The sequence below is a fragment of the Bradyrhizobium erythrophlei genome, assembly GCF_900142985.1.
In the GTDB taxonomy this organism is placed as follows: Bacteria; Pseudomonadota; Alphaproteobacteria; order Rhizobiales; family Xanthobacteraceae; genus Bradyrhizobium; species Bradyrhizobium erythrophlei_B.
On the sequence record NZ_LT670849.1, the window covers coordinates 585,466 to 598,406 of the forward strand.

The 12,941-nt window shown below is 61.5% G+C and carries 11 protein-coding genes; 4 read left to right on the forward strand and 7 right to left on the reverse strand.

Going from position 1 to position 12,941, the window contains the following annotated elements:
- Window positions 1–20 precede the first annotated feature (20 nt).
- The 6 genes from BUA38_RS02585 to BUA38_RS02610 all read right to left on the reverse strand — a co-directional run bounded on the left by BUA38_RS02585 (window position 21) and on the right by BUA38_RS02610 (window position 6,944).
- Window positions 21–419: a DoxX family protein gene (locus tag BUA38_RS02585; protein ID WP_072816574.1), complete on the reverse strand. Its 399-nt coding sequence runs from the start codon at window positions 417–419 to the stop codon at window positions 21–23.
- A 319-nt stretch (window positions 420–738) separates the two neighbouring features.
- Window positions 739–888, reverse strand: coding sequence for a hypothetical protein (locus BUA38_RS36420; protein ID WP_156898358.1), 150 nt, complete (start codon window positions 886–888; stop codon window positions 739–741).
- A gap of 676 nt (window positions 889–1,564) precedes the next feature.
- Window positions 1,565–2,425 (reverse strand): SDR family oxidoreductase, encoded by an 861-nt coding sequence (locus BUA38_RS02595; protein WP_072825764.1) that lies wholly within the window; start codon window positions 2,423–2,425, stop codon window positions 1,565–1,567.
- A gap of 23 nt (window positions 2,426–2,448) precedes the next feature.
- A complete protein-coding gene (locus BUA38_RS02600; RefSeq protein ID WP_072816575.1) occupies window positions 2,449–3,522 on the reverse strand; it encodes an alkene reductase in 1,074 nt (357 codons plus the stop codon).
- A gap of 148 nt (window positions 3,523–3,670) precedes the next feature.
- Window positions 3,671–5,167: an AMP nucleosidase gene (locus BUA38_RS02605; protein ID WP_072816576.1), complete on the reverse strand. Its 1,497-nt coding sequence runs from the start codon at window positions 5,165–5,167 to the stop codon at window positions 3,671–3,673.
- A 199-nt stretch (window positions 5,168–5,366) separates the two neighbouring features.
- Complete coding sequence (locus BUA38_RS02610) at window positions 5,367–6,944, reverse strand: winged helix-turn-helix domain-containing tetratricopeptide repeat protein (protein WP_072816577.1); 1,578 nt, start codon at window positions 6,942–6,944, stop codon at window positions 5,367–5,369.
- A gap of 143 nt (window positions 6,945–7,087) precedes the next feature.
- On the opposite strand from BUA38_RS02610, the gene BUA38_RS02615 reads away from it, so the two are divergent.
- Window positions 7,088–7,924 carry a class I SAM-dependent methyltransferase gene (locus BUA38_RS02615; RefSeq protein ID WP_072816578.1) on the forward strand — a complete coding sequence of 279 codons (837 nt, stop codon included), beginning with the start codon at window positions 7,088–7,090 and terminating at the stop codon, window positions 7,922–7,924.
- Between the two features lie 136 nt (window positions 7,925–8,060).
- Window positions 8,061–8,885 carry an alpha/beta fold hydrolase gene (locus BUA38_RS02620; protein WP_072816579.1) on the forward strand — a complete coding sequence of 275 codons (825 nt, stop codon included), beginning with the start codon at window positions 8,061–8,063 and terminating at the stop codon, window positions 8,883–8,885.
- Window positions 8,886–8,947: 62 nt separating this feature from the next.
- On the opposite strand, the gene BUA38_RS02625 is transcribed toward BUA38_RS02620, so the two are convergent.
- Window positions 8,948–10,012, reverse strand: coding sequence for an isocitrate/isopropylmalate dehydrogenase family protein (locus tag BUA38_RS02625; protein WP_072816580.1), 1,065 nt, complete (start codon window positions 10,010–10,012; stop codon window positions 8,948–8,950).
- 260 nt (window positions 10,013–10,272) lie between these two features.
- Between BUA38_RS02625 and BUA38_RS02630 the strand changes: the two genes are divergently transcribed.
- Window positions 10,273–10,722, forward strand: a complete 450-nt coding sequence (locus BUA38_RS02630; protein WP_072825766.1) for a (2Fe-2S)-binding protein — start codon at window positions 10,273–10,275, stop codon at window positions 10,720–10,722.
- Window positions 10,723–10,732: 10 nt separating this feature from the next.
- Window positions 10,733–12,916 carry a xanthine dehydrogenase family protein molybdopterin-binding subunit gene (locus BUA38_RS02635; RefSeq protein WP_072825765.1) on the forward strand — a complete coding sequence of 728 codons (2,184 nt, stop codon included), beginning with the start codon at window positions 10,733–10,735 and terminating at the stop codon, window positions 12,914–12,916.
- Window positions 12,917–12,941 lie beyond the last annotated feature (25 nt).

Genomic DNA, 12,941 nt, shown 5'->3' on the forward strand with positions numbered 1-12,941 from the left:
GATTAGCTCTTGGCGCCAGATCAGCCTCTGATCCGGTTGATCAAAGCCGCGAATTCATCGCGCCGAAGGTAGACAACCAGCGCGTTGAGCAATCCCAGGACGATCGCCGGGACCGGGCTCGTGTGCAGGATGAGCAGATGGGTTGCGACGGCAAAGACCATGGTGATGCCGAGCCAGGCCGCACCGATCGAAGCCAGGCCCGGAAAGACCAGAACGATCGCGCCGGTCACTTCCACGATGCCCGTCGCCAGACGGAACCATTGTCCAACTCCGATCTGATCGAACAACTCGACCATATATGGAACGCCCGCCAGCTTGGCGGATCCGGCGGCAGCGAAAGCGGCCGCGAGGATGATCTGCAACGTCCAGGCGCCGATGCGGCGGGTGGGACGACCTAGTTGGATAGAAGCGGTGCTCATTGGGGGCTCCTTGGCTGTAAGGTTGAAAGTGACAACAAGCTAAGGCGCCGAAAGTCATCGTAATAGCCGATTTATTCCGATAAAAACCATCGGTATAACCGATAATCATTTGGGCGTGAAAGCATGATCGAGCTCATCGCGGGTGCGTTTGCCCTTGCGTGTTAAAGCTGAAAAGAGGTCAGAACGGGCACCAGACCACGGCCGATGCGCGCGGAAAGCCGGTCTAATTCTGATTGGGAAAAGGGCTAACGCTCCCATCTGTCCGCGCATCGTGCGGCGTGTGGAAGTCTTGTGACAAACGCCTCACGGATGCGCGGGCCTACTCGAACCGAACAATACCGAGCATCTCGGCGTAACACGCCACAGCAAAGACCAGCCCCAACAACACCCCCGCTGCGAAAACCAACCCGCGAAGGACTCTCACGCCCGCTTCAAGACCGAGCTTCTCGCCGTTGTCGGGCTTGGCCATCGATACCACCGGGCTTCCGCGAGCGGATGATGCGCTGGCCGTGAGGCACGACCTCAATTTCGTTGCGCCGCCCATGTCCCCGCACATCGCGACTGACCTGAGCTGCCGCTCCAGACGCCGCGGCCAATCGCTCCGGATAGCTTGCCCGACCCGGACGCGTACTTCTGCCCAACCCTCATCGAAGCACGAACCGCGCCTGACGGCGCTACGCGGCCTCTGAACGTGAGAATGTTAGGATGACTGATGTTTCCATTCACGACGTCGACCGTGAAATTGTAGCTGGAATCGCAATCCCCGCGCTGCGTGGCGAAGACGAGATTCCATTGCCCATCAAACCGCGAGCTCGCCGAAGCCGGCGATGAGGCGCCCGGTTGGACCGCCGCGAGAGCCAGACACGCGACCAACGCCCTCGCGGCGCGGCCGAGTCTTGTTTGGTAGCGTCCGGCACGGACCGGCGTTAATGATTGCTTCGTCATCATCTCCTCAGCGGGGCTCAGGTTGCGCATATGCGTACCTAGGAAGCCCGGTGCCGCCCCAGTAGTCCGCTTATTCCGATGAGATCCATCGGCGCTGCCGATATGTCGAGACCGCCGATGTGACGATGTTTTCCGCGACTCCGACTCAAGGCGCATGTCGGTTCGATCCATTCATGCGCCGTGTGCGCGAACGTCATTCTTCAGGCCGACGGAGACCTCAGCGCGGCTGCAAGCACGTCGCGGAAGAACTTGGGCGGCCGCCCACCGAGGCGCTCGACATCGCCGGTTATAACGTCGAACACGCCCGCTGCGAAGCTCGCCTGGATGCCGACGACGATGTTGATGGCCCCCGTCGGCAGCCCCGCTTGTGTCAGTCCGGCGCGCAGTTGCTCTTCCGTAATGACCTGGAATGCGATCGGTTTGCCGGTGATTTCCGAGATAATAGCCGCACGGTCCGCGCCCGACACGCGCTCGGGACCGGTCGCGTGATAGATCGCGCCCGCATGGCCGTCGCCGGTCAGGATTCCCGCGGCGGTGGCCGCGACGTCATCACGCGCCACGAAAGCGGCCCGGTTCTCGGCCAGGCCGGCGAGCACGCCTTGGCGTAGTGCGGCTTGCGCCTGCTGGACGAAGGCTTCGGCGTAGAAGTTCATGCGCAGAATGGTCCAGGCCGGCGCCGTGGCGATCAGATGCTGCTCGCCCCGCCAGTACGATGCGCCGCGCGCTGGCTCTTCCTCCTGCCGCGTGCCGACAGCCGACATGAAGACGATATGCTTGACGCCGGCTTTCACCGCTGCGTCGATCGCCGCGACGTTCTGCGCCCCGCGCTTTCCGGGTTCCGGATCGACGGTCGTGATGATGAGCAGACGATCGAGACCCGCATAGGCTTCGCTAAGGGTTTCGGGCCGGTTGTAGTCTCCAAATCGTGCCTGGGCTGGTTTGGAGACAGTTTTGGGTGTGCGCGAGATCGCCACGACCTTGTGCCCGCCGGGACGCCGCAACAGTTCTGATACGACGGCTCTGCCCAAATAGCCGCTGGCGCCACTCACACCGATCTTCATGTCAACCTCCATGACGACCGAACTTACGCGGCGGTCGCCGCCTCGAGCACGGGATAGTCGGTGTAGCCATGGGCTGCGCCGCCAAAGAAGCTGGCGCGATCCGCCTCGTTCAATGGCGCACCGCTCTTCAACCGCGTAACGAAATCCGGGTTGGCGAGCACCATCTGGCCGTAGGCTTCCAGATCGGCTAACCCCGAAGCCACGTCACCGCCAATCTGGTCGCGCGGACGGCCGGGCCGGTTCACGATCAGCGATGGCGTCCACAGCGCGCGTAGATCCGCCAGCCGCCGCTCGTCGCCGGCATGCATGACGTGCAGGTACGCAAGACCGAGCTTGTTGAGTTCGGCGACCAGATGGCGATAGAGCGCCAGGCCTTCTGCGCCCTCGTCGATCCCCCACATGGTGATGCCGGGCGATAGACGGATGGCGGTCCTGTCCGCTCCGATTTCTTCGGCAATCGCCGTGGCGACCTCAATGGCGAAACGGGCGCGGTTCGCGATGGAGCCACCGTATTCATCCGTACGCGTGTTGGCGCTCGGAGCGATGAATTGTTGAACGAGATAGCCGTTCGCGCCGTGAATCTCGACACCGTCAGCGCCGGCCTCAATGGCGGAGCGCGCCGCGAGGCGGAAGTCAGCGACGGTCCGGCGCACTTCCTCGGTCGTCAGCGCGCGAGGCGTGGGCATGTCCTGCATCCCGCTCGCGGTGAACATCGGCGCACCCGAAGCGATCGCCGACGGTGCCACGGCTTGCCGGTGATGCGGTGTGTTGTCGGGGTGCGACATACGTCCCGCGTGCATGAGCTGGATGAAGATGCGGCCGCCTCTGTCATGCACCGCTGTCGTTACCTTCTTCCACCCCGCGACATGCGCCGGCAGGTAAATGCCGGGCGTCGCGAGGTAGCCCTGTCCGTCATCTGACGGCTGAGTGCCTTCGGTGACGATCAGGCCGACACCGGCGCGTTGGGCATAGTATTCGGCCGCCAATTCTCCCGGCACGCCGTCCGGCTTCGCGCGGCTACGGGTCATCGGCGCCATGACCAGGCGGTTTGGCACGGTGTAGCGTCCAACACGGGCGGGCGTAAATGATCGGCTCATCATGTTCTCCTCGACAAGGCTTGGGTAGCTCGTAAGGAGAATCTAGGGAGTGCTGCGAAATCGGATAAGCCGGCTTATCCAGATGAGATCCATCGGCGCATCAGATACAGCACCTGCAAAGCAAGCCGTCCATGGGAACTGCGAAGGGCTATTGAAATGCGACTTCGGCGAAACTCCGAAGCTTGCGGGAATGCAAACGTTCCGATTCCTGCAATTTGAGGATCTCGAGCGCCTTCAGGCCGATCTCAAGATGCTGGCCTACGCGCTGCCGATAGAAGTCGCCTGCCATACCGGCGAGCTTGATCTCACCGTGAAGTGGCTTGTCCGAGACGCAAAGCAAAGTTCCGTAGGGAACGCGAAACCGAAATCCGTTGGCGGCGATAGCTGCCGACTCCATGTCGAGCGCTATCGCGCGCGACTGCGACAAACGCCGAAAAATCGACGCATCGCCAATTTCCCAATTGCGATTGTCCACGCTCGCAACCGTTCCGGTGCGCATCAATCGTTTCAGGTCAAAACCCGCGAGCCCGGTTACCTCGCCGACCGCCTGTTCGAGGGCGACCTGCATCTCGGCCAGCGCCGGTATCGGCACCCCAAGCGACAGCTCGTGGTCGAGCACGTGGTCCTCGCGGGCATAGCCATGCGCGAGGACATAGTCTCCGAGCCTCTGCGTATTTCTGAGACCTGCGCAGTGTCCAAGCATGAGCCAGGCGTGCGGCCGCAGCACGGCCACGTGGTCGGATATGTTCCGGGCGTTGGATGGACCGGTGCCGATATTGATCAGGGTAATGCCCCGGTCGCCCGGTTCGACGAGATGAAAGGCCGGCATTTGCGGTATGCGCTCGGGCGCAATCCCGATCGTACCGCCGCCAAGACGAACGTTGCGCGTGATCACGTTCCCCGGCCCAACGAAGGCGTCGGGGCCGATTTGGCCTGAACCCATACGTTCATGGCACAGATGCACAAAGGCATCGACGTAGAACTGATAGTTCGTGAATATCACGAAATTCTGGAAGTGCTCCGGATCGGTGCCGGTGTAGTGATAAAGCCGTCGCAACGAATAGTCGACGCGCGCAGCAGTGAACAAAGCCAGCGGTTCGGGGGCGTCTAGCGGCAGCTGCAGGGTGCCGTTGGCGATCGCATCATCGATGGCGATAAGATCAGGCACGTCGAACACGTCCCGCAGCGGGCGGCCGACGGCGGATTGGCCGGTCGCAGAGACTGTCGCTTCGATGTTGATGTCGCGACGATAGGCGAAATGAATAGGGATCGGCTCGTTCGACTCGCCTATTTCAACCGCCACGCCGTGGTTTTCGATCAACAGTCTGATCTGCTCCGTGAGATAGGGTCGGAACAGGTCTGGTCGCGTCACGCTGGTCCGATGAATGCCGGGCTTCGCGACGAAACCGTAAGAAAGACGCGAGTCGAGGCGCGCATGGCTCAAGGTCGTAATGCGTACGAATGGATAGTTGGCGCGCACGCGCGTCGTGAGCACCTCGCCGCTGGCATACGCCTCGAAACGATCTCGCAAGAACTGGGTGTTGCGCTCGTAGATCTCTTCGAGGCGGCTGACGGCCGCACCGGCATCGCTGAACGCTTCAGCGGCGACGGGAGGCGGGGTCAGAATGGCTGGCGCGGGACACATCTTATCTGGGCACTCTCATCAGAACGGCCATCACTCGTAACAGTGGCTTCCAGACAGAGTACAAATGTCAGAACCGGGACACCAGTCCATCAAGCGCCGCTTTTCTCGGGATTTATAAAAGATTGATCGCGGCGCCAAACCTGTCCGGGCGTCAGCACCACACGACTTCGCCGTGAAGTGCTCTCGTCGAAGCGCGACCTCACTCCAGCCCAGCCAGTCTGAACGCTGCCAGATACTGGTCGCGTTCTCTCTCGCATTTGAAGGGCATCTCGGTGGCGAGCCACTTCAGCGACAAGCCCGGTTGCACGTGGAGCAGGGCCTTGAGGGATGCTGCCGCCAGTTCCCGCCGTTTCGTCATCGCGGCGGCTGCCGTGAGCACGCGATGAGCGCCGACGAAATCGGAACGAAGACGCAGCGATTCGCGCGAAAGCTCGATTGCCTCCTCGTAATTGCCGCCGACGAACTGGCAATAGGAGGCGACGCCGTAGTAGACCGCCGCGAAAGGATCCCGCGGGCTGAGGCGCAGTGCATGGCGCGCAGCACGGTCGCCTTCCTCCCACTGGCCGCAATAAGCAAGCGCGACGCCGAAATAGCCGCGCGCAGGCGAGAAGCTGGGGTTCAGCCGGAGCGCCAGTTCGAATTCGGCAAGGCAATCATCAAAGCGGCGCCTGTGGAGATACACGCCGGCCAATCCAAAATGCGCCCATGCATCCTCGCTATTGGCGTGAATGGCGGCAAGAGATGCCCGCTCTGCAATCGGGATCGCCAGCGCCATGTCTTCCCACCCCATATGGGCGCCGAATGTGTGACTGGCAGCCAAAACGCCGAGCGCTTGTCCATATTGCGGGTCGATCTTGATGGCTTTCTCCAGGAGTGCCTGAGCGACGGTGTTGTCCTGCCGCGTGACGCGCCAATAGTGCGACAGCGCGCGCATCACAAGGTCCCATGCATCCATACTGTCAGGCGCCTTGCGTTGCGCCTTGAAGTTCTCTGCGGCGTATAACTGTGGTTCGATCGCGGCGACAATCGACTCGGTAATCTCGTCCTGCACGGCGAAAACATCGGCCAGATCGCGGTCATACCGCTCGGCCCAGATGTGGCTGCCGGTCGCGACTTCGTTGAGCTGAGCGGTGATCCGCACGCGCTCGCCGTCTTTCCGCACGCTGCCTTGGATGACGTAAGCAACGCCGAGCTCGTCGGCGATCTGCTGGAGATGAACGGACTTGCCCTTGTATACAAAAGAGGAGTTGCGCGCGATGACATAGAACCATCGCAATTTCGAAAGTGCGGTGATGATGTCTTCGCTGATGCCGTCGGAAAAATACTCCTGTTCGGGCTCGCCGCTGAGATTGGAAAACGGCAGGACAGCGATAGCGGCACGGTCGAGCACCGGCAGCGCCAAGCGTGGCGGCTTGCCGTCTCGATGTGCAGAGTGATCCGAGGACAGCGCCGCCGTTGTGGCCGGTTGCTCGATCGTCACTTCGCCGACAAAACGAAAGCCCTTGCGCGCAACCGTGCGCAGCAGCCGCTGATCCTTGCCAGTATCGTTGATGGCGCGGCGAGCGGCGTTGATCCGGCTTGTGAGTGTCGACTCCGAGACGATGCGGCCGTCCCACACGTTGTCGAACAACTCATCCTTTCGTACGACGCGGTCTCGATGCTCGAGCAAATATAACAGGACGTCGAAAACCTGGGGCTCGAGCGCCACGCTCTCGCCGGCGCAGACCAATTCGCGTCGCCCGGCATCAAGTATATGATTTTCAAAGATAAATCTCACCGTGCAATCCCAACCAGCTCAGGAAAAAAACAAGCTCGTCTGAAGACAAACTCAAGCTCGTCTCAGAGTCTTTAGGTACTCGTGGCGCCATGGTCGGTTCACCGCGGCATAACCGCGTTGCGATCTCTCACAGGAGAAAACCCATGACGACCACGACTGCTGCGCGACAAACCGCCACGCCCGATCTTGCTGCCATCAAGAGCCGGCAGCAGGCGGCGTGGTCTTCGGGCAACTACGCCGTCGTAGGCACTACTCTTCAAATCGTCGGAGAGCAACTTTGCGAAGCGCTCGACCTTCGGGCGGGCTCGAAAGTTCTGGACGTAGCCGCCGGCAACGGCATGGTCAGCCTCGCGGCGGCACGCCGATGGTGCGAGGTGACCTCAACCGATTACGTGCCCGCGCTGCTTGAATGCGGGCGCGCGCGGGCGACGGCTGACGGCCTGTCGATCGAATTCAGAGAGGCCGACGCGGAATCGCTGCCGTTCGATGATGCCTCCTTCGATGCGGTCGTCTCCACCTTCGGCGTGATGTTCACGCCGAACCAGGCGCAAGCGGCTTCTGAACTTGCACGCGTCTGCAAGCGGGGCGGCAAGATCGGCTTGGCGAACTGGACGCCCGAGGGCTTTATCGGACAGGTCTTCAAGACGCTCGGCAAATACCTGCCGCCGCCGGCGGGCGCCAAGTCGCCAGCACTCTGGGGCACGCGTGCCGCTGTCGACGAAATGCTGGGCAGCCAGGCGAGCGCAATCAAGGCTGAGCCGCGCATGTTCAACTTCCGCTACAAGTCGCCCGAACATTTCCTGGAAGTCTTCAAGACCTATTACGGGCCCGTGCTGAAAGCCTTTGCTGCGCTCGGGGCTGCCGCTCAACAGGATCTTCATAACGACCTGTACGCCCTGATCGTGCGCATGAACAAATCGGGCGACGCCACCATGGTCGTACCCAGCGAATATCTCGAGGTTGTTATCAGCCGCAAGTAATGCCGTTTGCGACGAGTGCGGCAGGCCGGCTCCGGGCTTCTAAAGGCCCGGAGCGGCGAGAAGTCAATTTGAATTGAAAAACAGGGCATCTGAATCGGCACCTTGCGAAGGCCGAAGCACAATTGGGAATGATCCGATGACCATTTGGAATACTCGGCATCCGAGCGGAACTGTCATTGCTCTGCATTGCTCGCTTGGCTCAGGCCGTCAATGGACAAAGCTGAGCGCTGAACTCGGCTCCTCCTGTCGGGTCGTTGCTCCCGACATCTCCGGTTATGGCAGCGGGCCGGCCCCGGTGAACCCGCCGCTGACACTCGCTGAGGAAGTTGAACATCTCGGCGCTGCCATCGAAAGCACCGAAGGACCGCTCCATCTGGTCGGCCATTCCTACGGCGGCGCGATCGCCTTCAAGATCGCAACAACCTCACGGTTCGCCGGCCGCGTTCGTAGCCTGACATTGATTGAACCGGTGCTTCCGACGCTGCTTAGGGAAAACCCTGCGGACAGACGCCTCTACGATCTGTTCGCGCAATTGGCTCACAAGGTCTTCGCCGATCTCTGGGACGGAATGTGCCTGGAGGCGGTCGACCGCTTCACTTCGTATTGGAATGGATCAGGACCTGCCGAGCAGCTCTCCAATGAGGCTAGGCTCCGCATGATGGGTTGCATCGAGAAGGTAGCCTATGACTTCGCCGCCGTGCTTGCGGAACAGAATGTCTTGTCTGCCGCGGCCGCAATCGGGGTGCCGACACTGCTGCTTTCGGGCGGCTTATCGCCTTACATGACCCAGCGCATTGCCAGCCGGCTTGCCTCGCTGATAGAGGGTGCGGAAGCGCGTCATTTTCCGGCGGCCGGCCACATGCTGCCACTAACCCATGCCAATCTGCTGAACCCGCTGATTTCTGCGCATATTTCGCGCGCAAACGACCTTGCCGTCGTGTCGCTGGCCTCAAGCGCCTAGCGGCACCACCGTATTCCGAGATAAGCCTCAACCAGGCCGGATTGACCTTCACGTGTCGTCTGCTAGCCGCGCGCGGTGAGAATTTCAACGACCGCCTCTCCGGTCGCTGTCGTCCCGAGCTTGCCGCCGACATCCCTGGTCGCGCGACCGGTCTTGATCGCTTCCGCCACCGCGCCTTCGATGGCCGAGGCCGCTTCGCCGAAGCGCGCGGCGCCTGTCCGCTCGCCATGCCAGGCCAACAGCAGCGCCATCGAGAGCACGAGCGAGAACGGATTGGCGACGTCCTGGCTGGCGATATCGGGCGCCGAGCCGTGCGCCGCCTGCGCCATGGCATGGCCCTCCCCGACATTGAGTGAGCCGCCAAGGCCGAGGCTGCCGGAGAGTTCGGCCGTCAGGTCCGAGAGGATATCGCCGAACATGTTGGTCGAGACGATGACGTCGAAGCGGTTCGGGTTACGCACCACATGCGCCATCATGGCATCGACCAGGATCTCGTCGATCTCGAGCCCGGGAAAGCCACGCGCGGTTTCGCGGCAGATATCGAGGAACATGCCGTCGCCGATCTTGAGCACGTTGGCCTTGTGGACGACGGTCAAATGCTTCTTGCGCCGCATCGCCAGCTGGCAGGCGGACCTCGCGATCCGCTCGCAACAAAGTCGTGTAATTCGCCGGAGCGAAATCACGACATCCGGCGTGACGAGAACTTCGCCGTTGCCCTGCTCCATGTTGCGGTCGGCGTAAAAGCCCTCGGTGTTTTCCCGCACCACCACGAGATCGAAATCGCCGAGCGGATTGCGCAATCCGGGATAGGTTCGTGCGGGGCGCACATTGGCAAACAGATCGAGGTTTTTGCGAAAATACTTCGACGGATTGATCTCGCCGCTTTGTTCGTTCTTGAAATCGAAGGTGGCAGTCGGACCGAGGATCAGGCCGTCCGCGGCGCGCACCGTCTCCAAAAGACCGGGCTGAACCGTGGTGCCGAATTTCTTCAGGCTCTCATGGCCGACCGGATGCTCCTCGATCGCAACGCCGAGCTGAAAATGCTCGGAGGCGGCGCGCAGCACCCTGGTTGTTGCACTCGTGATCTCGGGTCCGATCCCGTCACCGGGCAAAACAACCATGCGCATATGTGATTTCCTTGAGCTTCAGTACGTTCAGTGATCGAGAATCCGCTCTATCGAGGTAAGCTGGTGCCGCGAAGACAGGCGGATTGAGCCGCGGCAATAGCGCAAAATACAGGGCCTCCCAAGCCCCGTTATTCCATGGCTCCCACGCAGATATTCCATGGCTCCCCCGCGGAATATTGATTTGAACTGCCTCAGATTCCGGGCCAAGTTCGGCGGCGAAGCTCTCTCGATGGATTGAGCTGATGAACCAGGGGATCGCGATGGCAAACCTCACAATTAACGGAAAATCAATGAACGTCGACGTCGAGCCGGAAACGCCGCTGCTTTGGGCAATCCGGGAAAACGTCGGCCTGACCGGCACGAAATACGGTTGCGGCATTGCACAATGCGGCGCCTGCACGGTTCACGTCGACGGAGTCGCGATGCGCTCCTGCGGCGTCACCGTCGGCGAGGTCGCCGGCAAGCAGATCACCACGATCGAGGGACTGGCGACCAACGGCGTCCTGCACAAGGTGCAGCAGGCCTGGATCAACGCCGACGTTCCCCAATGCGGCTATTGCCAGAGCGGCATGATCATGGCGGTCACCGCGCTCCTGAAGGACACGCCAAAGCCTACCGACCAGGACATCAACGACGCCATCACCAATATCTGCCGCTGCGGCACCTTCCAGCAAGTGCGTGAAGCGATTCACGCCGCTGCGAACGCTTGAGGAGGACATCATGAATCACATGCCCCGCCTCAATCGTCGCGCTTTCGTCATCGGCAGCGCCGCGCTCGGCTCCGGCCTGGCGCTTGGTCTCGACATTCCGTTTGGCGGCCCCGCCGTGGTGCGCGCCGCCGACGGTTCGCCTGAACTCGGTGCCTGGGTCGTGATCCGGCCCGACGACACCGTCGTGGTTCGCATTGCCCGGTCCGAAATGGGCCAGGGCTCGCTCACCGGCCTCGCCCAGCTCGTCGCCGAAGAACTGGAATGCGACTGGTCGAAGGTTACGACCGAATATCCCACCCCCGGCCAGAGCGTCGCTCGCAAGCGTGCCTGGGGCGATTTCTCGACCGGCGGCAGCCGTGGCATCCGCGCCTCGACGGACTATGTCCGCAAGGGCGGCGCCACCGCGCGCGTCATGCTGATCGAAGCGGCCGCGAACGAGTGGAAGGTGCCGGCGTCCGAATGCACCGCCGCCAACAGCGTCATCACCCATACGCCGTCGGGAAAAACAACGACGTTCGGCAAGGTTGCCGAAGCAGCCGCCAAGCTGACGCCGCCGGCCGACGTCAAGCTGAAGGATCCGAAGGACTGGAAGATCATCGGCAAGCCTCTCAAGCGGCTCGATACCGCCGACAAGACCACCGGCAAGATGATGTACGGCATCGACGTCAAATTGCCGGGCATGCTCAATGCCGCGATCAAGCAATGCCCCGTATTTGGCGGCAAGGTGAAGAGCTACGACGAAGCCAAGATCGCCAATATGAAAGGCGTGAAGAAGGTGGTGAAGGTCGGCGAAGACGCAGTCGCCGTCGTCGCCGATACGTGGTGGCACGCCAAGACTGCGCTCGACGCCATGCCAATCGTCTGGGACGAAGGCAAGAACGGCAACGTTTCCAGCGAGTCGATCGCCAAGTGGCTTGAAGAAGGTTTGGACCCGTCGCAACCGGCCTTTGTCGGCAACGAAAACGGCGACGCCAAAGCAGCGCTTGCCGGCGCCGCCAAGAAATTCGAGGCGGTCTACAACTATCCCTACCAGAACCACGCCACCATGGAGCCCTTGAACGCCACCGCGCTCTATACGCCGGACAAGTGCGAGGTCTGGTGCGGCACCCAAAACGGCGAAGCTGCTTTTGCCGCGACGGTGGAAGTCTCCGGCTTGCCATCCGAGAAATGCGATGTCTACAAGCATATGCTCGGCGGCGGTTTCGGACGCCGCGGCAACACCGACTATGTGCGGCACGCGGTTGCCATCGCCAAGCAGATGCCGGGCACGCCGATCAAGCTATTGTGGTCGCGCGAAGAAGACATGCAGCATGGCGCCTACCACCCGGTCACCCAGTGCAAGATGACCGCGGGCTTCGACGCCGACAACAACCTCACCGCGCTGCATATGCGGATCTCCGGCCAGTCGATCCTGGCCAGCCTGCGGCCAGAGGCAATGGTCAACGGCAAGGACCCGGTTACATTCCAGGGCCTGAACCCCAACGGCGAGGCCGCGTTCGGTTATACGATTCCGAACCTGCTGATCGAACATTCGATGCGCAATCCGCACGTCCCGCCGGGCTTCTGGCGCGGCGTCAACGTCAACCACAACGCCATCTATGTCGAATGCTTCATGGATGAGCTTGCGAACTTGGTTGGCCAGGATCCGCTCGAATTCCGCCGCAAGCTGATGGCCAAGAACCCGAAGCACCTGGCCGTGCTCAATGCGGTTGCCGAGAAAATCGGCTGGGGAACGCCGGCGCCGAAAGGCGTCTATCGCGGTCTTTCCCACTTCATGGGATTCGGCAGCTACGTCGCGGGCGCGGCGGAAATCTCGGTCACCGACGGCAACAAGATCAAGGTTCACCGCATCATTGGTGCCACCGACCCCGCCTATGCCGTCAATCCCTCGCAGATCGACCGCCAGGTCGCCGGCTCGTTTGTCTACGGACTTTCGGGCCTGTTCTATGGCGGATGCACAGTGAAGAATGGCCGCATCGAACAGGCAAATTTCGACACCTACAATTCGATGCGGATTTCCGAAATGCCCAAGGTCGAATCCATCATCATGCCGAGCGGTGGAACGACCTGGGGCGGCGTCGGCGAGCCGACCATTTGTGTGGCCGCGCCTGCCGTACTCAACGCCTACTTCGCAGCCACCGGAAAACGAATTCGGTCGGTGCCGCTGCGGGATCAGAACATCACCTTTGCCTAAGATGCTCGGAACGCGGCGGCCTTCA

Bases quoted from the DNA above. Each gene is read 5' to 3' on its own strand.
- BUA38_RS02635 (WP_072825765.1), top strand. From the start codon at position 10,733: ATGAATCACATGCCCCGCCTCAATCGTCGCGCTTTCGTCATCGGCAGC.
- BUA38_RS02600 (WP_072816575.1), bottom strand. From the start codon at position 3,522: ATGAGCCGATCATTTACGCCCGCCCGTGTTGGACGCTACACCGTGCCA.
- BUA38_RS02620 (WP_072816579.1), top strand. From the start codon at position 8,061: ATGACCATTTGGAATACTCGGCATCCGAGCGGAACTGTCATTGCTCTG.
- BUA38_RS02595 (WP_072825764.1), bottom strand. From the start codon at position 2,425: ATGAAGATCGGTGTGAGTGGCGCCAGCGGCTATTTGGGCAGAGCCGTC.
- BUA38_RS02605 (WP_072816576.1), bottom strand. From the start codon at position 5,167: ATGTGTCCCGCGCCAGCCATTCTGACCCCGCCTCCCGTCGCCGCTGAA.
- BUA38_RS02585 (WP_072816574.1), bottom strand. From the start codon at position 419: ATGAGCACCGCTTCTATCCAACTAGGTCGTCCCACCCGCCGCATCGGC.
- BUA38_RS36420 (WP_156898358.1), bottom strand. From the start codon at position 888: ATGGCCAAGCCCGACAACGGCGAGAAGCTCGGTCTTGAAGCGGGCGTG.
- BUA38_RS02615 (WP_072816578.1), top strand. From the start codon at position 7,088: ATGACGACCACGACTGCTGCGCGACAAACCGCCACGCCCGATCTTGCT.
- BUA38_RS02630 (WP_072825766.1), top strand. From the start codon at position 10,273: ATGGCAAACCTCACAATTAACGGAAAATCAATGAACGTCGACGTCGAG.
- BUA38_RS02625 (WP_072816580.1), bottom strand. From the start codon at position 10,012: ATGCGCATGGTTGTTTTGCCCGGTGACGGGATCGGACCCGAGATCACG.